Raw genomic sequence first — 23,238 nt, 5'->3', positions numbered from 1 at the left:
AGATTTTATTGAATAGAGGTAAGAATATCAGAGGTGGTAATGCCATTTTCATTGAATGACTCTATGGAAAAGGTATAAGCCTGATCAACATTTAAACTATTGATAGTAAGCTCATTGACATCATAAACCATATAATTAAGATAGAGCTTATCTTCAGCGATACCATAGCTGATATTGTAGCCAATCGCTCCTTCTGCGGGTGTCCAGCTTAGTTTCACCACTCTCCTATCTTCATCATCTCTGGAAGCTCCCAGCAAAGGGACTTGAGCAGGTGGTGCTCCATTTCCTTTTCCAAAAACCCGGAATCCGCTGATTGCCAAATTTCCACTGGGCACTTTGATATTTTGTAGTCTCAGATATCTGCAGGCTATTTTTTGAGAGAGCTGAATGTAATCATGCATATTATCTGTGGTGTTCTCTGACTTATCAGCGAGCATATTCCAGTTGGTACCATCATCAGACCACTCAAGAGTATATTTATGAGAAACAGAATTATCCCTTCCCAGAACTGAAGAATTGTGTTCTGCAAAATTGATCTGGACAGCATATACATCAGCCACTTTCTCCAGGTCTAAAACGGCAAATTCCTCCTCAGAACCACTGCCAGCGACCCAATAGGTACGGATGTTTTCATCTGTCATGTTGGTGGCAGAGAACCCTGCTAACTGTGAAGAAACCTGTACCTTTTTATTATATGAAAGCAGCATCCAGCCTGCGAAAACCTCTTCAAAACCACTTGTTTTAGCTTCAGGCATGATGTAAGGATAGTCACCATACTTTGTAATGGAATGCAATACGCCATCCTCATCATAATACGAAGGGAATAGCACCAGCCTCCGCTCGAAAATATCTTTTTGAGATATGGTTCCGGTACCTATGTGCCAATGGTTTCCATATTTATCAGCAAAGGTATTTCCATGTCCTGCACCTCCTATATAACCTTCTGGCCTGTAAACCATGGGATTATGTACTTGCACCTCAAATGGTCCAAGAGGGCTATCAGATACATACGCGGCATCTGAATAACTTTTAAACTGTGTACCCGGACTTGAATACTGAAGGTAATATTTCCCATTATGTTTATTCATCCAGGGCGCTTCTATCCAGGGTTTAGTGGCCCTATCTTCATTATACTCACCAAACACTTCCCATCCATTATGAGTAGGATCAGGATATTTAAGATTTTTCGGCTTTCCGATAAAGCTGAAATCATTTTTATAATCCACTTCCACCCCGTATAATGGTTGCTGATTAGAGCAGCCCCAGTACAGATACAACCGGTCATCATCATCCATAAAAAGTGCAGGATCCCAAACAGTGGCATCCAACTCATCTACCGCTACGCTCCACTTACCCTGCTTAGGATCTACAGACTTATAGACCGTGCTTTTGCTTCCTGAAGAGGCCAAAAAATAGAGTGTGTCTCCTATTCCAATGGCCGTTGGAGCATAATCTTCTACAGGAATTTCATCAGTAATTACCAGTTGCCAATCCAGGAGATCATCGGAATACCAATACCCTCCTGATTTGGAAGCAAACAAATAGTATGTATCCTTAAAAAGGACAATGGCAGGGTCCGCAGCCTCTCTTCTGGAAGGTGCTTCCAGACTGAAACGGTAGCTCAAGTTCACCGGATTGCAGTATGTTTTCAGGTCAGGAGCATTTACATCTTGCTGAGTTTTGCATCCTGGCAAACTCAGCAAGAATGTAATTACTATCAATTTCATCAATTGATTTTTTGTATTATACTTCAATGCTACAAAAGATTTACAGCGCGTAGACTTCAGCTATACTTCCGGTAATTGTGGTTCCCCAGGTATCATTGATCGTGATCTTGATATACCGTGCAGGTTTGAATGAAGGAAGGAAAAACCTTACTTCCCTCTGATAAGGCTCTACAGAACTTGTACCCGTAGGTGCTGAGAATGAGCCATTTGACACAAAATTCTCACCATCAGTACTTAAAGACACTGTAAAATCTTTGGCTTGTCCCCATTCAGAATCTTTTTGATCTCTATTTACAATGGATATTCCATGGACCATCACTTCCTCACCCATATCGATGATCAGATAATGAGGTGCGGGAGCCTCTCCTCCTGCCCATTTGCTATGCCAGAAAGTAGCATAGTCGCCATCAAGTATTTTATCAGCTAACCCATTTCCTCCACCTTCTCCTGGTTCTTCTGTTGAGAAGCCAGCTATCGTCCAGCCAGATCTATCTAAAGTGGGAAGATCTTCCAGTGCCGGAGATCTGGTGAGAATGAAATAGGTGGTTTGTCTTACATCACCGGTTTTTCCACCATTTACTTTGTCTATAGTGATAGGTAGTAAATAGCTGGAGAACGCTTCCAGTTGTTCTCCGTTCTTAATGATCAATTTCAATGGCAAGCTCATTGATTCTCCATTGGCAATAACACCAGTAGCATCAAAAGAGAAGTTATCAGAAGGCATAATTGCATAGTCTGTGCCCATCGATTGATTATATTCGGCAACTTTGTCGCTATCAACCTTGAAATCTACGGTGATCTCACCGTCAGCAGAGACATCAACCGTAGGATAGTCTGCGCCTACAATGGATACTGAGTAAGTGACGGTATCCGTAATGTCAAAAGTAGCGCTTACAACAGATTTAGCATCTGGCATATATATTTTAGGTTCTTCATCCTCATCACAACCAGTAAAACATATTGCTACCAGTAAGATTAGGATCAGGCTATAGTAGTAGTGTATATTTTTCATTTGATTTTTATTTAAATGGAAATTAGAAATGAATTGCTGGTATGCCGGCAGCCATCTACCTGACTACCAGCATACTGCACATCACATTAAGGCGTTCGACCTATTGATATCCAGGATTTGGAGTGAGCTTGCCATTTCTATTGATCGCATCAATAGGAATAGGCATCAGATACATTCTTTCCAGAAAAGTTCTGTCTGTCACTACCACAGGGGTATAAGTCAATTCTCCATCAACTCTCTCTATCTTCATACCGTGCATAGGCTGGTTAAGCAGACCATCAGGCCCGTCAGCTCTTTTCCAACGAATAATATCCCACCAGCGCTTGCCTTCAAAGGCAAATTCAACTCTCCTCTCCCTATGGATGGCTACTCTCATTTCCTCGCGGCTAAGTCCACTTTCAAGATCAGGAAGTGAAGACCTGTTTCTCACCTGGTTAACCGCATCATACACAGAGGCATCTGGACCTACGGCTTCATTCTGGGCTTCAGCATAATTCAAAAGCACATCAGCATACCTGAACCATATGAAGTTCTGGCCACCATTCCTGTTAGCCAGATTATCCTGACCAAGAACACTTTCATCAAGCGTTTTGCGTGCGTAGTAGCCTGTATTACTCACATCACTGGCCGAAGACAGATCAATTTCATTTAAACTGCCCACGCCCATTCGAGTATAAATAGTATCGCCTTGCCACACTGAGCCATCATACACTATGGTTTTATAAAATCGCTCTTCTCTATTTTTATAAGGGTTTTGAGGGTCATAACCTGAAGTGGGATCGCTGATGGGTTTACCATTCTCCATAGCAAAGTCATCCACCAGCTCCTGAGTAGGAGCAAAATTTGCCCATGACTGTTGAACACCATTAACAAAAGCAGGGCCTAACATACCTTCTCTGGCACCACCATCACCTTTAGTTGGAGAAACCTGGTAATCAAATATTACTTCAATGTTATTGTTATTTTCGGGCAACCATATGCCTCCAAAATCATTGAATAAAGCGTAAACTCCTAAGTTCATCACTTGCATATTGGTGGCTGCTGCAGCTTGCCATCTTGCAGGATCATTTGAAGTGTTTCTTTGCGGACTGGCATGAAAAAGCTCTATCCAACCTTTCAATGTGAGCGCCGATCCTTTTGTAGGCCTTCCCAGGTCTTTGCCTGATCTGGTATTTGGAAGATCATCAGCGATGGCTTCGAGCTCATCTACCATAAATTGAAAAGTGGCCTCTTCTGTCTCTCTTGGTCTTAGCACATCATCGCCATCTGCGTTAATGTCCAAAACATCTGTGATGATAGGAACACCGCCATAGGCCATCCATAACCAATGGTAAGAAAGTGCTCTTAGGAAACGAGCTTCGGCTAACCTTTCCACTTTGTATTCATCACTTAACTCTGTAGAGGCTGTTACATTTTCTATGAAAATATTAGCTCTACGAATCATGGTATAACGAAGGCCCCAATTCCACATATCAGCCGGACCGTTAAAATTGCCGGATGGAGAAAGTGCCGCCTGATAGATCTGACTCACTGTAGGAAACCAATCGGCCCCTACATAAGAGTTATCAGCATACTGATCAAAATCCTGCGTTACGGTGTTCATATCAGGCATCTGCTGATATACATCGTTAAGAAACAGGTCAGCATTGGTAGGATCTACCCACACTGAAGCATCTGTAACCTTATTTCTGGGCTCTACATCCAAATCTGGAGTACAAGCCACAGCAAAGGCCAATATAATGAGGGTCAGAAGGGAGCCTTCTGTATATTTTTTGATATTCATAATTTTAGCGTTAAAATTTAGAATTGGATATTTGTACCGATAGAAATCACGCGTTGCTGAAAGTAATACTGTCCATTACTAGCACCCTCAGGATCAAGCACTTCTTCCATCTTTGGAGTCCATGTAAATAGGTTTTGTCCTGACACATAGAATCTCATGCTTTCCACTACTTTCAGCTTTTCAAGCACTCCTTTCGGTAATGTGTAGGCCAGCTGAAAACTCTTTAATCTGATGTAGCGTGTATCACGGATCCACCAGGTTGAGTTTTGCGTGTTATTTGAAGTAGGTGCCGGGCTCAGCCTTGGGTAAGTAGCATCAGTATTTGCCGGGGTCCAGTGATCTTCATATTGAAGTTCGGTAGCAGAACCACCACCAAATGGATGTGCTAACTGCCCGGTTAACAACATAGAGCTCTGTGCTGCTCCCTGAAAGAGCACATCTAAGCTGAAGCCTTTGTAAGAAATGGTAGGCGTAAGACCGAACATTATTTGCGGTGTGCCTGGTTTTCCAATCACGGTCTCATCATCCTGATTGATAATGCCATCGGGAACACCGTTTGGACCACTTAAATCAGCATATTTAAGATCTCCTGGCTGTACTGCACCCCATGGCTGTACGGGAATACCTTCCTTCAATGATCCATCCAGATTAAAATCATCCACTGTGAAATAACCTAATGCCTGATACCCAAATCTTGTATTTAAAGCACGACCTGTTCTTCTTCTGTTAGGATTGTTATAAGTAGCATCAGTCTCTAGTATCTCAACCATCTTGTTTTTCACATGAGTGAAATTACCAAAAAGGCCTACCTGAAGATCTTTACCAAAGTTATGCTGTAAGCCAAAGCTTATTTCTATACCTTGATTCTCCATCTCTCCAATATTGGCCTGCCCAAGAGTAACACCATACTCAGCAGGTACGCTGTTGCCCTGCCCCATAAGCATGTCTTTTCTAAACTCCTTAAACACATCTACCTCAAAGGTGAGAGAGCCATTCCACAAAGCAGCCTCAAGCCCTAGATCGTACTTAGTTGATTTTTCCCAGGTGATGTTAGGATTACCCTGAAGTGTTTCTGATAGTCCCTGACCAGGAGTATTACCGAAGTTATACGCACCACTGTATAGGGTGTAAGAACTTAAATATTGAAAAGCTCCATTGTTAGGAAGGTTTCCAGACTTACCATACGAACCTCTAAGCTTTAAACTGCTCACCATGGGCAAGGCATTTTTCAAGAAAGCTTCTTCACCGATATTCCAACCTATAGAATAAGCAGGGAAGAAACTATATCTCTGACCTGGGGCGAATGAGTAATGGCCGTCATATCTACCAGAAACCTCTATTAGGTATCGGTCATTGTAGGAATAGCCCAAACGATAAACATATCCGAACTGCTTTTCAGTGCTTGAAGTACCTCCTAAGCTGAAGTCTTCTTTGGCGGAGCTACCAGCATCCAATTCATCAATGGTTGTATTGTAGTTGATGATGCCAGCATTGAAGTTATTGTAATCTTTCCTGCGTGATTCTACCACACCCAGGGCTGAAATAAAATGCTTACCAAAGTTATGATCATAGGTGATGTATCCCTGATAAGTTAATGGTCTATCCTGATTCCAGCTTTGGTTAAGGTTAGGCTTAGCCGGTCCCTGATAACCTAAATCATAGGTGTAAGGATCATTGGCCGTATTCAGCGTATACACCAGAACCGGAGTTCTCCATGATTTTTGGAATTTTGAATACGGATCATAGCTGACCTGTCCTTTCAGTGCCAGGCCCGGTATAAATGGTATCCTTTGCTCAATGGTTAGATTAGACAGGAAGTTATTCTCTCTAATGTCATCATAACCAGAATGATACGCCAAACCAATAACCGAGGCACCAATATATTGACCCCACAATCCATTGGAGTAATAGTTAGCTTCTGTAGGAGGCACACGGAAAGCTCTGTATAACAGATCTCCCGCACCTGTTCCTGGATATTCGCTATTTTGAACCCAACCGTTGAGTTTCAATGATAAGGTAGTGCTTTTAGTCACATCTGCATCCAGCCCCATCATAACATTGTATTTTTTGACAGAGGTAGATTTCCATTGCCCTTCCTGAGTGGTATAACCTAGAGAGGCGATGTATCTCACATTCTCAGTTCCTCCTGAAAGCTCAATATTATTATAAGTCATAGGAGCATTGGTTTGTATTAGCTCCTCCAGAGCATTACTATTAGGATACAAGTCTCGCTCAGTTCCTGTTGCTTCACTGTTAACCGTTCTTTGATAACCTGCTATTTGCTCATCAGTATATGGCAGCGCAGTTCCGGCATTCCTTGCCGCTTCGTTTCTCATTAGCGCCCATTGCACTGAGTTCACCATTGGCGTTAACCTTGTAGGGTTTTGAAAGCCAACATAGGCATTGTAAGAAAGCGTTGGTTTACCACTCTGTCCTTTTTTAGTGGTGACCAGAACCACACCATTGGCTCCACCCAATCCATAAGGTGCTACAGCTGCTGCATCTTTAAGGATAGTGATACTCTCTATGGTAGATGGATCTAACTTTGAAAAGTCTCTGTAAACACCATCTACGATTAATAAAGGTGCATTATTACCATTGGTAGCTATACCTCTGATATTGATAGCCGAACCATCGAAACCTGGCTCTCCACTACCTTGAGTAGCAATGACACCCGGTAAGCGACCTGCCAAATTGTTGCTTAAATTAACTACTGGCTGTGCCGCCACATCTTTACCTTCCAAAGTGGCAATAGAAGAAGTAGATTGACTTTTACGCTGAGTGCCATACCCAACAATCACTATCTCTTCAAGTGAGGCTACGTCTAGCACTAATTTCACCTCCAGATAAGTCTGACCTGTTACGTCCAGCTCTTGCCTTTGGTAGCCCACGAAGGATACTACCAGTTTATCACCTTCGTTCACCTGAAGTGCAAAGCTTCCATCTACTCCGGTAATGGTTCCTGTGTTAGTATCCTTTATGAGCAAACTTACGCCAGGAAGTGGATCTCCATTTTCATCATAAACAATACCTTTTAGGGTGTAGGATTGTGCACTTACCGTTCTCACCTCCTCAACGGGTTGGTGATCTTCCGCCTTATTATAGACGTGATATTCTGATTGATTCTTTTGAACCTGAGGTTAGTCTGCTTAGAAATACTTTCTAAAACAGCTCCAAATGAAGTTTCGTTATGAAGGGTGACCCTGTTATTGCGTTTCACCACATTAGAGTAGTACGAAAATTTAAAATCTGTTTTTGATTCTAATTCATCAAAAACTTCAACCAGACGAGCGTTCTCTTTCTCCAGTGTGATATCAATTTCATAGACACTTTTTGTTTGCCCCATGAGCTCTGTATCTATGAACATTGTAGCACCAAAAGATTGTACTGAAATAATGAATAAAAAGAAACGAGACATTTTGATTAACCTTCCTATTCCATTGCGTAAATTATTTCCCATGATTCTGCGGCTTTAGATTAACACAGATACCAAGCTGTTCATTGTTAAAGCCAAAGTGGCGCAGAGTTCCTGACTGGTTTGCACCCGATCCTTTTGACCAGTGCTTACTTTTTACTAGCGTTTTGTAGAGTTTATGTATCATGATTAAGTTGTAAGGGTTTATTTATAGATTTAATTAGAATTTATTCATAGCCTGTTATTTGGTTTTCCTTATGATGATTTGTTTGTCATTTATGACGTAGTCCCAGTTGATAGCCAGGGAAATACCGTTCAATACTACCTCTAGTGAGGCATTTTGGTAGGTTCCAGTATAAGTTCCGGTGAGCATCTTTTCATCTTCCACGGTAATGGCTACACCATACCATCGCTCCAGGCGCTCCAGGACGTCTTTCAACTCCGCCTCTTCAAACATTAAAATGCCATCTCGCCAACCTAACTCCATGTCTGAGTTGTATGTGCTTGTTAGCAGCTGATGTTCCGCTTTACTGAAAACCCCTTTGATGTCAGGGTGCAGTAGGCCATGATTACCATGCTCATCTGAAACTTCCACCCTGCCCGTAACTACGGCAATGGAATATTCAGCATCTTCATGATAAGCTCGTACATTAAAGGAAGTACCCACCACCTTGGTCTTAACTTCACCTGATGTAATGGTAAAAGGGTGCTGAGCATCTTTGGCCACGTTGAAGAAGGCCTCTCCTTCCAGGGTGAGATCGCGCTGACTATTGAAGTTATCAGGATATGAAATTTTGCTTTCTGAGTTCAGCATCACCGTAGAGCCATCAGGTAGATTTACTGTTAGCTTTTGTCCGGCTAAAGTCTGCTTTGTGATCATCTGGATAGTTGCAGCATGTTGATTATCCTGCCATACGAACCAGGAGGCGATAAGCGCGATAAGAATTAAAGAAGCAGCTACCCAATAAGGGAAATAGGAAGGTTTAAGAGACCTCTGCTTATTTGCAAGACCATGATTGACAATATTTTGGAGTATGGTATCATACTTTTCGTCCGGCATTCTGTCATCAATCATGTAACTGGCCGAGGAAATTAAATACCTGGCACGCTCAACATCAGGTTTTCTATCAGGATGTGAAGTAATCCACTTTTCCCAATAATGATTAGATTCCTCAGAGGGAGTTACAATCCACTGAACGAAATATTCGTTCTTAAACAGCTCAACAATATGCGATTTTTCTTCTTTCATTTTAAGGATTAACCTTAGCTATGACCTACTATATTGAAGAGACGCGATCTTCAAAAATGTACATAGTTGAGCGAAAGAATTATGAAGTTTTTAATTTAAAAGCATAAAGATTGAATAATTGTCAATGATTAAAACTTTCAGTTGAAATAATTGAATCTCTTAGCGATAAAGAATAGATGATAGAAGTACGATGTAAAAAGACTTTTTGTAGGGACCAAGTTCCTTGGATAAGGTATCCAATGCTCTGTAGGTGAGGGCACGTGCAGAGCGCACTTTTATATCCATGATATCTGCAATCTCAGCGTAACTAAGCCCTTCATAATAATGCAACAACAGAACTTCTCTTTGAGCCACGGGAAGATTATTAAGCCTTTGCTGGATGAAGCTAAGCTCTTTCTTGCCCAAAGCCTGACTAATGGGCAAGCTTTTCTCTGATAAGACGATATGGAAGGCATTCTCTTCAAGCTCTAGCTTACCCTCTTTTTTGATGTACCTAACTAATTTGCGTTTGAAGGCGGACATCAAATAGCCTTTCACTGATTTGGCCTGTGATAAGTTATGTCTTTTATCCAGCAGGTTATAGAATAACTCTTGAATGCAATCACTAATTAACTCAGAGCGGGAGGTAAATTGCTTCCCATATCGGTAAAGCACATCAGCATATTTGCGGTAAATAAAGATTAAACTTTCATCATCTCCAGCTATGAATCGCTCCCAGACCTGGACCTCATCCTTTTCAGAAAACTTGGCTCCTCGTGCTAAATTCAAATCAGGATGATGCGGAAAATGTGAAGAATAATCAGAAATGCTCACTTATTACCTTACTAGTTGAAACTCAAATGTATAGAAAATAAAATATATGCCATAAGTCAGATATTAGAAATTTCAATTGGCCCACTGCTTTAGGAAAGTATAAACTTCCAGAGTATCTGAACGGCTATTATCTCATATGTTATAGCAGATGATCATGAGGTAAAATAAAAAAGCCCGACAAGTTTTCACTTGCCGGGCTGATCATAGATGGATTAGCAATCGTTTAATTCCTCTTCACTCTCAACTCTACCAGCTCTTTGAGCTGTCTACCTATCTCCACTTCCTGCCTCTTTTGATTGGTAATGTCATAAACGTACTTCATCACTTTTATAGGATTACCCTTCTCATCGTTCACACTGCTATAAATTCCCTTAATCCATACTTCCTTCCCACTTTTCGTGCACCGTCTAAACTCTCCATCTATATGTTCTCCATCTGCCAGTCTTTTCCAAAAATTCTCATACGCTTTAGAACCAGACATCTTGTTACTCACAAACATGCTGTGGTGCTTTCCTATCACTTCGTGAGCCTCATATTCCATCAGGAAAAGGAACTTATCATTAGCATTGAGAACATTTCCTTGTAAGTCAAACTCCACTGTAGCTATAGTAGCATTTACCAGGCGAAGCTGTTCCTGTGAACTTTTCGCCTCTCTTTTAATTTTTTCTCTTTGCTTTACCTCTTCAGTGATATCGTAAACAAATTTGATTACTCGCACCGGGTTGCCATCATTGTCTTTTATGCAGCTATAAACTCCTTTAATCCAGATGGCTTCACCATCTTTATTATACCTTTTGAATTCGCCTTCAAAATTTGCCCCTTTGCCGAGCTCTTTCCAGAAGCTTCTATAATTGGCTGTCGAAGCTTCCTCTTCTGACACAAACATTCTGTGATGCTGATTAATCACCTCTTTCCTCTCATATTTCATCAGCTTCAGAAAGGTACTATTAGCATTCGTAATTGTTCCATCCAAATCGAACTCTACCGTTGCTAATGTGGAATTGATCACCCTCATCTGCTCAGACATCTCTTTCGACACATAAGTCATTTCCATTTGTTGCAACTTCTCACGTGTGATGTCATAGGCCAATTTAATTACTCTAACAGGGTTTCCTTCATTATCGAATACCGTGCTGTAAACACCTCGGATCCAAACTTTTTGTCCTTTCTTGGTAATCCTTTCAAATTCACCTTGAATAGACTCGCCCTGCCCTAGCCTCTTCCAAGAATCCCAGTACTTTTCAGACTCTACATCCTCTTTCTTCACAAAAATCTTATGGTGTTTTCCCACAATTTCTTCTTTCTTATAGCCCATTAGGCCTAAAAAGTTATCGTTGGCATCTTTGATATTACCTTCAAGATCAAATTCAATGGTAGCTATTGCAGCGTTAATTATTCTTAATTGCTCTGACACTTCTTGAGCTACGTTACTCATCTGAAGTCTTTGCTCCTTTTCCTGTGTGATGTCATAAGCAAACTTTACAACCTTTACCAGTTTACCATGCTGATCATGTATAGGGCTATACATTCCCTTTATCCAAACCCGCTTACCTGTTTTCGTAAAGCGTGTGAACTCACCCTCGAAAGCCTCACCTTGAGATAGGCGCTTCCAAAACATTTTATAATCAGTGCTTTCTCTATATTCTGCGTCCACAAAAATGCCATGATGCTTTCCTATAATCTCGCCCTTCTGGTATTCCATCAGCTTCAGGAAGTTATCGTTGGCCTCTCTGATATCACCAGTTATGTCAAATTCAATGGTAGCCATGGTTGAATTAATCACTCTTATTTGACCCTCCATTTCTTTGGCCACTCGTTCCATCTCCTCCTGCGTAGCTTGAAGCTCTTCCATGTTCTGTCTCATCTCCTCTTCCTGTGCCTGAAGAGCTTCAGCTTGCAGTTTTGTTTCATCTAATAGATTCTTCGTGAAAGTGCTATTCTTTAGGTTAGCCACCACTGAGGCTATTCTCTCGCAAACATTTTCAACGAAGTCTATTCTATACTGGGGTATATCATTAAATGCTGCCAATTCTATTACACCATGTACCTCCTCATTTGCTTTTATAGGTATAATAAGAAGTGTATTTGGTAAGGCCTCTCCCAGACCTGAGGTTATACTCACATAAGCTTCAGGAATCTCCTTTAATAGTATGGTGTCGCCTTCTAACCAGCACTGGCCCACTAAACCTTCACCAGGATATATTTTCTTAGTAATGAATTTTTTACGTTGATAAGCATATGTGGCCATCAGCTCCATGTACTCTTCTCCATCCGCTGTTTCTCTAATGAACAAGCCTGCCTGGTTTACGCCAAGATATTTCACTAGCTCACTGATCAGCACATCGCACATTTCATGCAGGTTATCATGGCTACCAAGGATATTTCCAAATTTGGCTAGTCCTGTATTCGTCCAGTTTCTCTGCTCATCTTCTTTATGATCTGATTTTAGCTGAATTCTTAAGTCCTTTAATAAGTCAGTTAATTCATCTTTGATAGGATCGTAGATTTCTGAATCAAAATCGGCTTCTGAAATGGCTTTAACCATTTGAAAACTGAATTCTCCTTTTTCTTTCTCTTGGTTCAGGATTTTTGCTTTCTCTTCAATTAGAGCGTTTTGCCTCTTTTTAAACAAGTAGATAAGTGCAGCAGTCACTAGTACCAGAAGCGTAAATAAAGCCAGCACAATTGTGATCAATGATTTTACTGCATCAATTTCACTTGTCATGGCGTTACCGACTGCAATGTCTAGGCTATTGACACTATTAATTATAGCTTCATAATAAACGGATAGATTAACATTAGCCACCTCTTCTCCTAAAGATAATGTAGTAAGCTGAGTATGCTTAGCTGAGGCTTGCTGCTTGAATGTTTCCAGGGAAACCACAGCTTTTTTCAGTTCATGTTGTACGTCATTTTGCTGAAAGAATGAAACCTCTGATTTAAGAAGCTCCATAAGGTCAGCCTTACTTTCCTCAAATGGATGAATGAAAGATTCTGTACTGAGTTTATCCGTTGTAAACTCGCCATATTTCGACCAGCCTTGAGATGTATGATTTTTTATTCTTTTGACAACATTGTTATAAGTGAGGTGATTATCATAAGCCGTCTTTGCATCCAGGCCTAAAACAATGATCATAATTAAAGCCGCCAATGTGACAATACCACCACCGATGATAAATGCCTTTATTTTTTTGTCTGACATATCGTAGATTTTGATTATTGACATTCATTATTATGCCAACTTTATATTTTACGTAGATATGCCTTTAAATGGATTTAGCTATATACTAATTTTCCATACAATTTTAATTTGTCCAGAAATTGGAATCCAATTCCTGAATTGGATGTAAGGTTTTATCAGTTTTTAACACTTTTTAACATTCTAGTCATTGAGATACCTCTTCATGGCTTCTATATAATAATAGTCTGCATAGGTAATAGGCACATCAATCTCCGAGCCTGCAGGCTTATGCCCTACACTGTGCTTTAGAATAAAGCCTCCGACCTCTTCCGGGGAAGCACGATAATGATCTGCTGACAAATTTCTGATGATAGTTTCCGCCACTTGGACATATGCTTGTGCTTTATCCTCCTGGACGTAATCCTTCAATTCCAATAAGGCAGAAGCCATAATAGCTGCTGCGGATGCATCACGTGGGGCGTTAGGGATGTCCGGAGCATTATAATCCCAGTAAGGAATTTTGTCTTCTGGCAGATTCGGATGTTGCAAGAGAAAATCAGCGATCTTCACAGCCTGATCCAGGTATGCTTTATCTTTTGTAAGACGATAGGTGGATGTGTAGCCATATAAACCCCAGCTTTGACCTCTGGCCCATGCAGAACTATCAGCATACCCTTGTGCTGTTTTCTTTTCTTGCACTGCGCCCGTCTCCGCATTATAGTTGAGCACATGATAAGAACTATTATCTGATCTGAAATGATTCTTTAAAGTGGTGTTCGCATGTGTAACAGCAATATTGTAATAACTAGAGTCACCCGTTTCTTGCGTGGCCCAGAACAATAACTCCAGATTCATCATATTATCTATAATCACCAGGAAGTCTTCAGGCTTAGAATCCCAGGACTTGATGCATCCCACCTTCGGATTGAACCTTGAAGAAAGTGACTTCGCACTATTTATTAAAATGGATTTGTAAGTAGAGTCATTCTCCACTTGCAAAGCATTACCGTAGCTACAAAACATCATGAAGCCTAAATCATGAGTTGAGGTATTATACTGTTCCTTTTCTAAGAGGTGCAGCATGCGTTTTGCTTCATTTAGCAGCGTGGTATCCTTACTATTTTGATACAGGTAAATAAGAGCTCCTGGATAAAAACCACTGCACCACCAGTCACTACCGCTGGTTTCCAGCTTGCCATCAATGAACGTTTTAGGAAACTGACCAGCAGGAAGTTGGGTAGCCATATAACTGTAGTTATCAGCTGCTTCTTTTAAGTTTTGTTCGCAGATTTCCTTTAAGCTTAATTGATTAATGGGTTCTTTGGCATTTTCTTTATTAGAAGTGCATGAGGCAAAAAGAAACGAAATAAGTGCTACCAGAGCAAGATTTAGAGTGCGTAGATTCATGATAGGAATAAGTTTGCAACTAATATAACTCAAACTTTCCAGCCAAAACTACTTAGGAAGGTCAAAACACCAATAACAAAAAAATCACGCCTCATGATGAAGCGTGATTCTAACAACTAATTTATAAGGGAATTTTTTAAACCTGTAAGGTTCTTTTTAACTCATCTAGTTCTTTCAGCTGATCCATCATCATGTCCTGCTGAGCTTTTTCTATACTGATGTCATAAGCAAAGGTGAGTACTTTAAGAGGTTCACCTTCATTATTTAACACGGGGCTATACATACCTTTTATCCATACATCTGAGCCTCCTTTTGTTTTAAGTCTGAACTCATTATTGTAAGATTGACCTGTCGCGAGATCAGCCCAGAACTCTACATGTCTTTCGACATCTTGCTCTTCAGGAGGTAGCAATGAGATATGGTTTAGTCCCATGATCTCCTCTTTAGTGTAGCTCAATAAATCAAGGAAATTATTGTTCACACCAATCACATTACCTTTCAGATCAAACTCTACAGTAGACATGGTAGCATTGATCACTTTTAACTGCTCAGTCATTTCATTAGCAATCTTAGCCAGATTTCTCTGCTGCTGCCTCTCCTTGGTAATGTTCTGAGCAAACTTCACTACTCTCACCGGTCTTCCGGTCTTATCTAAAAGAGGAGTATAAATACCTTTGATCCAAACATCGGCACCATTTTTAGCCACTCTGTGATATTCGGCATTCAGTGATTCTCCTCTATTCAATTTCTCCCAGAATGTAGCATACTCAGCAGAATTCTTCTCCTCATCATTCACAAACATTCTATGATGTTTATCAATCACCTCCGCTTTAGTATAGCCCATCAGATTGAGGAAGTTATCATTCACTTCTTTTACATGGCCTGACATATCAAACTCTGCAGTAGCCATGGTCATGTCTATAATTTTGATTTGCTCTCTCATCTCAGTAGAAACCCTTTCCATCTCTTCCTGAGTGGCCTGTAGTTCCTCCATGTTCTGACGCATCTCCTCTTCCTGAGCTCTAAGCATTTCTGATTGTTCCTGACTAGACTCCAACAACTCCTGAGTGGTGGAATTTATCTTCGCATTAGATATGGTAGAAGCAATACTCTCGGCTAGTTTTTCTACAAATTCTATTTCAAAATCTTCAAACACATGGAATGAGGCAAGTTCTAACACTCCATAAGTCTCATCATTGATCTTTAGTGGAATGAGTAAGATGCAGCTTGGAAGCGCCTCTCCTAAACCTGAAGTAATATTCATATAGTCATCAGGCACCTCTTTTAAGAACACTCTTTGTCCTTCAATCCAGCACTGCCCTGTAAGACCTTGGCCTGGATATATTTTAACGTCTACATATTTCTTTCTCTGATAAGCATATGCCGCCTTTAGTTCCAAGTAAGGCTCACTGGTATCCGCTCCTTCAATTACAAAAAGGCCCCCTTGATTGGCTTTAAGATAGTTAACCAAATTACTGATAATACTATCACCTAAAGTGGCCATCTCAGCGTCACTTCTAAGTAATTCTCCAAAATTAGCCAGTCCGGTATTGATCCAGTTTCTTCTATTATCTTCTTGTTGGTTAGCTTGAAGCTGACCTTTCATTTTACTCAAAGTGGCAGCTAGTGCATCTTTTTCAGCATCTAACTCCAGATCGTTCTCAAAATTTCCAGAAGTGATTGAATCAACGAAAACGGTCATTTTATCGATTCTCTCCTTCTCATGCTTAAGCTTTTCTTTATTTTCTTTAGAAACTGTCTCGTTTCTGTTCTGCATTCTGAATATGAACCAGCATAGTAGTACAAATATTACTACAATCAATATTGTGATTACAATAGAGACCAACTGCAGATTGGCGGCCTCAGTTTCCATCTTATTGGTAACGTGGTCTACCAGCTCGTTAATATTTACTTGCAAATGGTCATAAGCGGCGCTAAAAGATCGGTCTATACTTTCGTCTTCTGCAGACTCCTGCTTTTTAACAGATAAGGACTTCAGATTCTCAACACTTACAATGCTTTGATCAATGAGTCTGGATACGTGCTCATCATTCAGCATCGCGTATTTGTCTAAATCTGTCTGCTGTGCCCTCTTAGCATCCATTAATCCGCTCAGAGATTCATTTAAAGGTTCAAAAACCTTTTCCTTCAGGTCAACGCTTTGATCTCCTGATGTATACTTTTCAAATGATAGATGAGACTTTGTTGTTATGTTTTTTACATTATTACCTAATGTCACATAAGGCATGTAGGTATCGTAGGTATCTATAGTTTTTTTCTGTACCCAAAAAACCATCAATGCTATAAGCGCTCCTGCCACCGCAACCGCCGCTGTAATGTATACAGATGAACGAAGTTTCATATGTTATGTAAAAATTATTTAGTTGGTTATTAATTCTTTAAAATCGGCCGTAATTCCCTGACCTACTCTGCACATAAACGGGCTTTAGTGCTGCTCTCTCTCCATAATCCTGGTCATCATCATTATCGCCATTGATGAATGCACAGATCTTTTTCCACAAACTCTTAACTATCTCTATCATGCTAGGTTTTTCCATTTTCTAATGATAATTGTGCCAATTGATTAAAACGATTTTAATTAAAAAATATACCTAAGTTTAAAAAATCTGGCTTCCAAAGGTTGGAAGTTTTTCCATCCTGTGGAATTGGATAAAGGTATATACTAAACACCTCTAAAAGGTGAACTCCTGATTTTAATTTTCTGTTAATTTCTGCTCATAGTTGGCTTCACTTTTATAAATTCGCCCCTTAGAGACACAAAAAAGAAATAATATGTTCCCGAATATAGACCCAACTAGTACGGATGCATGGAAAAAACTAAGCGACCATTTTTCCAGTACACAGGAAATTCAAATGAAAGAGCAGTTTGCTCAAGACCCTAAGAGGTTTGAAGAATTTACCCTGAAATTTGAAGACATACTTTTTGATTATTCTAAAAATAGAATTTCAAAAGAAACTATAGATTTACTCATATCATTAGCCAAAGAGACTCAGCTGAAACAAGCCATTGAAGGTATGTTTTCAGGTGAGCTGATTAATGCTACTGAGAAAAGAGCTGTGCTTCATACCGCTCTTCGTAATATGTCTGGCAGTGAGATTAAGGTGGACGGAAAGGATGTGATGCCTGCTGTACAAGCTGTTTTGGCTCAAATGAAAGAGTTTTCTAATGCCATTACCAGCGGCAGCTGGAAAGGGTATACTGGCAAGTCTATCAACACCATTATTAATATTGGTATTGGTGGGTCTGACCTTGGCCCTGTAATGGTAACAGAAGCACTGAAGCCGTTTAAGAAAGAAAATATTGACACCTACTTTGTATCCAATGTAGATGGTACTCATATAGCAGAAACTTTGAAGAAGGCTGATCCTGAAACCACGTTGTTCATGATCGCCTCTAAAACGTTTACTACTCAAGAAACGATGACCAATGCGCACACTGCCAGATCATGGTTCCTGGAACAGGCTGCTGATGAAGAGCATATTAAAAAGCACTTTGTAGCCATCTCTACAAACGCAGAAGCTGTTTCTGAATTCGGCATCGATACACAGAATATGTTCGAGTTCTGGGATTGGGTTGGAGGAAGATACTCTTTATGGTCTGCTATTGGGCTTTCAATAGCTTGTACCATTGGGTATGATGCTTTCGAAGAACTGTTAGAAGGTGCTCATGCTATGGATAATCACTTTAAATCAACCGACTTTAATGAGAATATCCCTGTAATTCTTGGTCTTTTAGGCATCTGGTATAACAATTTCTACGGTGCGCAGTCACATGCTTTGCTTCCTTATGATCAGTATATGCATCGTTTCGCTGCTTATTTCCAGCAGGGTGATATGGAAAGTAATGGTAAATCAGTAGACAGAAACGGTAAGGCCGTTGACTACCAAACAGGTCCTATTATCTGGGGTGAACCTGGAACAAATGGCCAGCATGCTTTTTATCAGCTAATTCACCAGGGAACTAAGCTTATTCCATGCGATTTCCTTGCGCCTGCTATCAGTTATAATCCTATTGGAGACCACCATGATAAGCTAATGGCCAATTTCTTTGCTCAGACTGAAGCTTTGATGAATGGAAAAACTAAAGAGGAAGTGAAAAGCGAGCTTTCTGGAATGTCTGAGGAAGACAAGAATTTCTTGACAGCTTTCAAAGAATTCTCAGGCAACAGACCAACCAACTCCTTTTTATTCAAGCAATTAACTCCTAGAACATTGGGTAGTCTTATCGCTATGTATGAGCATAAGATATTCGTTCAGGGAGCCATATGGAACATATTTAGCTTTGACCAATGGGGAGTAGAACTTGGTAAGCAACTGGCCAAGAAGATATTACCTGAGCTTAGCGGAACAGACGCGATTACATCACATGATAGCTCTACTAATGGGTTGATCAATCAATACAAGGCTTTTAAAGCTTAAATTATAAGCATTCTCAAGAGCTGATGGCTCTTGAGAATGACTTCTTTTATTTTTCGTCCTCTTTCTCCTTTAACTTAGCTTCCAGCTCGGCTATTTTAGAAAGATACTCCCTCTCTTTTCTATTCATTTCTTCATTTGTAGCCTGCATTTCTTCAAGGTTTTGTCTCACCTCCTCTTCCATAGAAGTTACTTCACTGGTTTTCTTTTGGGTTTCTTCCAGTAGCTTTTTAGTCTGGGCATTGGTAATCAATGATTCAATAGTAGACGCCATGCTCTCTGCCACCTGCTGTAAAAACTCTTCTATTTTCTGATCTATCTTATTAAAGGTGGCTATTTCCATTACTCCCATCACCTCATCGTTATAGATCAATGGCAAAATGATGATATTATTAGGATTGGCCTCACCAAGACCAGAGGTAATATTCACAAACCCATCAGGCAGGTCATTCATGACTATGTACTTCTTCTCAAGGAATACCTGATCGATAAGGCTGTGTGCCATGTCGGGATCTACTTCAATTCTACCCGTATTGTGTCTGTGCCTTCCCCAGGCGTAGGTTCCTTTAAGCTCCAGGTATGTTTTATCGCCTTCCTGCTCCTGCACAAATACACCGCATTGGCAAGCATTTACATAACTCACTAGCTCTGGCAATAATGCTTTACACAAATTCTGAATAGAGTCCTGATTTACCCTTATAATAGCATTTAGCTTATTATGCCCCTGGCTGATCCAGTTTCGCTGATCGTAATCATCGGCGGCTTGCTTCAAGCTATCTCTCATATTTATCAAAGCCTGACCTAGCACGTCCTCATCGCTGAGGGCCTTAAATTCTACTTCGAACTTCCTTTCTCCAATGGCCTTGGCAAACTCAGTCGTTCCTTCAAAGCCTCGAATTACTTTATTCAACGATTCGTTGATGGTTCCAACTTCATCTTCTCTATCGATAGTCAAAGGCTCTACATTCTTTCTATCAGCCACTTTTCTGAGCTGATCATTGATGACTTGTAGCGGGGCCACCTGTTGGCGCACAAATATGGAAACCAGCACTAAAAAACCCACTAAAATGATACTGAGTCCGATGAAAATGATATCTCTGAGAGAATTTAGAGGATCATCCAGCAACTCAGCTTTAGGAACTGCAATGGCCAGGGTCATATCAAAAAACTTATAATGCGTAAAGAAATGCATCATAGTCTGATTTTCTTTACCACCCCACTGGTTGGTGATCACTCCTTCTTTCTCGTTGCGCATTCGGCTAAACCAGGTCATATCCTGTACACTGGCGCCCTCATGCAAAGGATCTATGAGTAGCGTTCCCTCCTTGGTAAGCAAATATGGATATCCAGATTTGATATAGTGTTTCGCATAAAACTTCTCTTTAAGAAAAGAAAGATCCTTTTCTTTTACACCTACATACAAGATGCCTACAATATTGCCATTTAACCTAATAGGCTCATAGGCAGTAAGATACCAGTCATTTACCACAAAGGCACGGCCCCTAAAGGTTTCTCCCCGCTCAATAGTTTGGATTACCTCTGAGGAGTTCGGTATATAGGTACCGACAGCACGCTCTCCGTTAAGCTTACGTACATTGGTGGAGATTCTGAGATAGCCATCATTTATTTTCTGAAAAATGGTAGCTGTTTGACCGGTGAGCCTTTGAATTTCATCTACTATTTCGTTGTTATTATGAATCTGCTTATTACCCACTTTCCAGACTGGCAATGTAACTTCAGAAGATCCTTTAGTAATCTGGTTGACCGCCTCCATGGTTACAGTAATGCTATCACGGGTTAAAGGGCCATTTTTATTAAACTGATCTCGAGCTATCTCTAAAGAAATATCTACCTGGAGCTGCTTTTCTTTGATCTGCAAATCAAGCAGATCTACCATATCCTGTAAATGAATAGTCATCTGATTTCGAGTCTCAGATACTATTCTTTTCTTCTGACTGTTATAAACGAGAAATGCTACAATGGAGAGGGTTATGATGAGGATTAATGCATTAAAAAATACAATCTTATGCCTAATTCTCCCTTTGAAAAATTGGATTAGTCGTGTCATGGTTGCCGTTGTTAGTAAGTAAAAACCTGGTGGTTTCGAGTAACGGCTTAGGTCTGATCAAAATAAAAAAAATCGCTGGTAAGACGATCTTATATATATCATCTAAACTAGCGATTTTTTAAAAGAGTTCAAACCTTACATGAGCAAGGTGTATTTATCTTTTTTTAGATCAATTAAAAATTATTTAAGAATAATGGTAGAATAAGCTGGCAATTCCTTGATATCCTCATTCTCAAATGACTTATACAGCACTTCTTTCCCGTCTAGCAACTCATCCTTAAGCTCCTGTGCGTCAGCCGATATGTTATGTACCACATACAGAGTCTGCCCTTCAGCTTGTCTTACAAATGCCACTAGTTGCGGGTTTTGAAAGTCCATGATAGAAATAGATCCATTGGTCAAAGCCTCACTTGTTCTCCTCAGGTGAATCATATTTAAGTAATGATTATAAACAGAGTTAGGGTCATTAGATTGCACACTTAGTGGTGCTACCGTTTGTTCTGTAGTGAACTTCGCTTCCATCCAGCTGGTTCGGCCAGTATCGGCTTCACCCACATCCCATAAAAAGGGCTCTCTTATATTTTCGTCAGGCTTCATACCCTTCATGCCTATTTCTTCACCATAATACAAATAAGGTGCACCTGGCAATGTAAGTAGAATAGATGCGGCTACCTTGGCCTTAGCGGGGTCATCTCCGAGTACACTCATTACTCTGTTCTGATCATGATTACTGAGAAAAGTAGCCAGAATGAAATCTTTGTTTAGCTTCTGGAAAGCCTTTTGATTATCCATAAATCCTTGAACCAAAGACTTTTCCTTATTCATTTCCAAGCTATGCCCAGATACAAATGCTGACTGATCAGCGCCTTCATTCACCGTATTTAAAATACTGTAAGCCAGATCAAAATTAAAGAGTGCCGAGAAACCTTTGGCATATGGAGCTTGTGTTTCGGTATTAGCCCAAACCTCTCCTACCAAATACACATCAGGCTTTACTTCTTGCATCTTTTGCTGAAATTCTTCCCAAAAAGCATGACTGTCTTCAGCTCGGTCATCAGGGTAAATATGCTTGGCAGCATCTAGTCTAAAACCATCTACGCCAACTTCAGAAAGCCAGAACTTACCGATGTCATAAACTTCTTCTCTTACCTTAGGGTTGTCGTAGTTAAGATCTGGCATCATACCAGTAAAAAAGCCATAGTAATGTTCGCCTTCTTCATCGCCATTTACGGCGTGCCACTGCTGGATATTATCTGAATCGAAGGTGGTTTCCTTCTTTGATATCTCTTCTGCAATGGAATCTTTATTGGCCCATACAAAATAGTCTCTGTACGGGTTATCCTCACCTTTGATAGCTTCCAAAAACCATGGATGCTTATCAGAAGTGTGATTGATAATCAGATCTATCACCACTTTTATATTGTGCTGATGGGCAGAATCTACAAAAGCCTTAAAATCATCTATGGTACCATAGTCTGGATGAATGGCTTTATAATCGGTAACATCATATTTATGATAGGAAGGAGAAGGCATAATAGGCATTAACCATACAGCCTCTACACCCAGATGCTGCAGATAGTCCAGCTTAGACTCCATTCCTTTTATATCACCTATACCATCATCGTTAGAGTCACAATATGACTGCACAAAAATCTCATATGTAAGGCCATTTTTAGGCCACGAATCAATCATTTTTTCTTCTTGTTCCATTTCCTTGCATCCTGTTAAAAACACAAAGAATAAAACAAGGCAAATTAGTCCTGGTTTATTTAGTAGCATGGTATTTCCTTTTGTATCTAAAATAATAGAACAAAAGTACACCTAAAGCAATAAGTAAACCTAGAAATTCGCGCGACTCTTCTATGTACATGGTAGATGCATGCATCTCCGCTGCCAGCTGGTTGAACCCTCCTCTATCTAAAAGATCTATCAATCCTGGTAAATAGAAAAAGCTATATAGAAACCCTGCTATAACTGAAATAAGAATGATTAGAGGGTTAATGGTCTTATTTAGAAAATCCAGCAAAGCTACCACAGCTACATAACCATAAATGAGTATCCAGAGTAATGGATCAGGATCATTCCATTGTAGTGCTGCAAAAGCAAAAAACAGCAAGGCAAATACTAAACTTAATATTCTCATACA

At 40.2% G+C, this 23,238-nt stretch carries 15 protein-coding genes; 1 reads left to right on the top strand and 14 read right to left on the bottom strand.

The features are described from left to right. Positions 1–5: 5 nt before the first annotated feature. From LVD16_RS14015 to LVD16_RS13965, 11 genes are all read right to left on the bottom strand, one after another. Positions 6–1,727, bottom strand: coding sequence for a family 43 glycosylhydrolase (locus LVD16_RS14015; RefSeq protein ID WP_233768889.1), 1,722 nt, complete (start codon positions 1,725–1,727; stop codon positions 6–8). Positions 1,728–1,767: 40 nt separating this feature from the next. Beyond that, the gene (locus LVD16_RS14010; protein WP_233768888.1) at positions 1,768–2,739 is read right to left on the bottom strand and encodes a BT_3987 domain-containing protein; all 972 of its coding nucleotides are present in this window, start codon (positions 2,737–2,739) and stop codon (positions 1,768–1,770) included. 100 nt (positions 2,740–2,839) lie between these two features. After that, positions 2,840–4,522: a RagB/SusD family nutrient uptake outer membrane protein gene (locus LVD16_RS14005; RefSeq protein ID WP_233768887.1), complete on the bottom strand. Its 1,683-nt coding sequence runs from the start codon at positions 4,520–4,522 to the stop codon at positions 2,840–2,842. A gap of 17 nt (positions 4,523–4,539) precedes the next feature. Beyond that, a complete protein-coding gene (locus LVD16_RS14000) occupies positions 4,540–7,590 on the bottom strand; it encodes a SusC/RagA family TonB-linked outer membrane protein (RefSeq protein WP_233768886.1) in 3,051 nt (1,016 codons plus the stop codon). After that, entirely contained in the window at positions 7,587–7,982 is a 396-nt protein-coding gene (locus LVD16_RS13995; protein ID WP_233768885.1) for a hypothetical protein, read from the bottom strand. Before LVD16_RS13995 ends, LVD16_RS14000 begins: the two co-directional genes overlap by 4 nt. Before the next feature lie 196 nt (positions 7,983–8,178). Next, a complete protein-coding gene (locus LVD16_RS13990) occupies positions 8,179–9,186 on the bottom strand; it encodes a FecR family protein (protein WP_233768884.1) in 1,008 nt (335 codons plus the stop codon). Positions 9,187–9,345: 159 nt separating this feature from the next. Then, on the bottom strand, positions 9,346–9,999 hold the full coding sequence (locus tag LVD16_RS13985; RefSeq protein WP_233768883.1) for an RNA polymerase sigma factor: 654 nt from the start codon (positions 9,997–9,999) through the stop codon (positions 9,346–9,348). A gap of 223 nt (positions 10,000–10,222) precedes the next feature. Then, on the bottom strand, positions 10,223–13,201 hold the full coding sequence (locus tag LVD16_RS13980) for a PAS domain S-box protein (protein ID WP_233768882.1): 2,979 nt from the start codon (positions 13,199–13,201) through the stop codon (positions 10,223–10,225). Positions 13,202–13,381: 180 nt separating this feature from the next. After that, on the bottom strand, positions 13,382–14,587 hold the full coding sequence (locus LVD16_RS13975; protein ID WP_233768881.1) for a glycoside hydrolase family 88 protein: 1,206 nt from the start codon (positions 14,585–14,587) through the stop codon (positions 13,382–13,384). A 136-nt stretch (positions 14,588–14,723) separates the two neighbouring features. Next, entirely contained in the window at positions 14,724–16,949 is a 2,226-nt protein-coding gene (locus LVD16_RS13970; protein ID WP_233768880.1) for a GAF and PAS domain-containing protein, read from the bottom strand. 37 nt (positions 16,950–16,986) lie between these two features. Continuing rightward, positions 16,987–17,145: a hypothetical protein gene (locus tag LVD16_RS13965; protein ID WP_233768879.1), complete on the bottom strand. Its 159-nt coding sequence runs from the start codon at positions 17,143–17,145 to the stop codon at positions 16,987–16,989. Positions 17,146–17,380: 235 nt separating this feature from the next. On the opposite strand from LVD16_RS13965, the gene pgi reads away from it, so the two are divergent. Continuing rightward, positions 17,381–19,027 carry a glucose-6-phosphate isomerase gene (gene pgi, locus LVD16_RS13960; protein WP_233768878.1) on the top strand — a complete coding sequence of 549 codons (1,647 nt, stop codon included), beginning with the start codon at positions 17,381–17,383 and terminating at the stop codon, positions 19,025–19,027. Between the two features lie 46 nt (positions 19,028–19,073). Here the strand turns inward: pgi and LVD16_RS13955 are convergent, their stop codons facing one another. The 3 genes from LVD16_RS13955 to LVD16_RS13945 form a co-directional block, all read right to left on the bottom strand. Beyond that, a complete protein-coding gene (locus LVD16_RS13955; protein WP_233768877.1) occupies positions 19,074–21,092 on the bottom strand; it encodes a Cache 3/Cache 2 fusion domain-containing protein in 2,019 nt (672 codons plus the stop codon). A 180-nt stretch (positions 21,093–21,272) separates the two neighbouring features. After that, positions 21,273–22,802 (bottom strand): alpha-amylase family glycosyl hydrolase, encoded by a 1,530-nt coding sequence (locus tag LVD16_RS13950; RefSeq protein WP_233768876.1) that lies wholly within the window; start codon positions 22,800–22,802, stop codon positions 21,273–21,275. A 55-nt stretch (positions 22,803–22,857) separates the two neighbouring features. Beyond that, positions 22,858–23,235, bottom strand: coding sequence for a transmembrane 220 family protein (locus LVD16_RS13945; RefSeq protein WP_233768875.1), 378 nt, complete (start codon positions 23,233–23,235; stop codon positions 22,858–22,860). Between the last annotated feature and the right edge of the window lie 3 nt (positions 23,236–23,238).

Origin of the sequence: Fulvivirga ligni (genome assembly GCF_021389935.1) — a bacterium.
GTDB classification, from domain to species: domain Bacteria; phylum Bacteroidota; class Bacteroidia; order Cytophagales; family Cyclobacteriaceae; genus Fulvivirga; species Fulvivirga ligni.
The sequence above is the reverse complement of the archived record's forward strand: the minus strand, read 5'-3'. Positions and strand labels throughout refer to the sequence as shown.

Bases quoted from the DNA above. Each gene is read 5' to 3' on its own strand.
- LVD16_RS14015 (WP_233768889.1), bottom strand. From the start codon at position 1,727: ATGAAATTGATAGTAATTACATTCTTGCTGAGTTTGCCAGGATGCAAA.
- LVD16_RS14010 (WP_233768888.1), bottom strand. From the start codon at position 2,739: ATGAAAAATATACACTACTACTATAGCCTGATCCTAATCTTACTGGTA.
- LVD16_RS14005 (WP_233768887.1), bottom strand. From the start codon at position 4,522: ATGAATATCAAAAAATATACAGAAGGCTCCCTTCTGACCCTCATTATA.
- LVD16_RS13995 (WP_233768885.1), bottom strand. From the start codon at position 7,982: ATGGGAAATAATTTACGCAATGGAATAGGAAGGTTAATCAAAATGTCT.
- LVD16_RS13990 (WP_233768884.1), bottom strand. From the start codon at position 9,186: ATGAAAGAAGAAAAATCGCATATTGTTGAGCTGTTTAAGAACGAATAT.
- LVD16_RS13980 (WP_233768882.1), bottom strand. From the start codon at position 13,201: ATGTCAGACAAAAAAATAAAGGCATTTATCATCGGTGGTGGTATTGTC.
- LVD16_RS13975 (WP_233768881.1), bottom strand. From the start codon at position 14,587: ATGAATCTACGCACTCTAAATCTTGCTCTGGTAGCACTTATTTCGTTT.
- LVD16_RS13970 (WP_233768880.1), bottom strand. From the start codon at position 16,949: ATGAAACTTCGTTCATCTGTATACATTACAGCGGCGGTTGCGGTGGCA.
- LVD16_RS13965 (WP_233768879.1), bottom strand. From the start codon at position 17,145: ATGGAAAAACCTAGCATGATAGAGATAGTTAAGAGTTTGTGGAAAAAG.
- pgi (WP_233768878.1), top strand. From the start codon at position 17,381: ATGTTCCCGAATATAGACCCAACTAGTACGGATGCATGGAAAAAACTA.
- LVD16_RS13955 (WP_233768877.1), bottom strand. From the start codon at position 21,092: ATGACACGACTAATCCAATTTTTCAAAGGGAGAATTAGGCATAAGATT.
- LVD16_RS13950 (WP_233768876.1), bottom strand. From the start codon at position 22,802: ATGGAACAAGAAGAAAAAATGATTGATTCGTGGCCTAAAAATGGCCTT.
- LVD16_RS13945 (WP_233768875.1), bottom strand. From the start codon at position 23,235: ATGAGAATATTAAGTTTAGTATTTGCCTTGCTGTTTTTTGCTTTTGCA.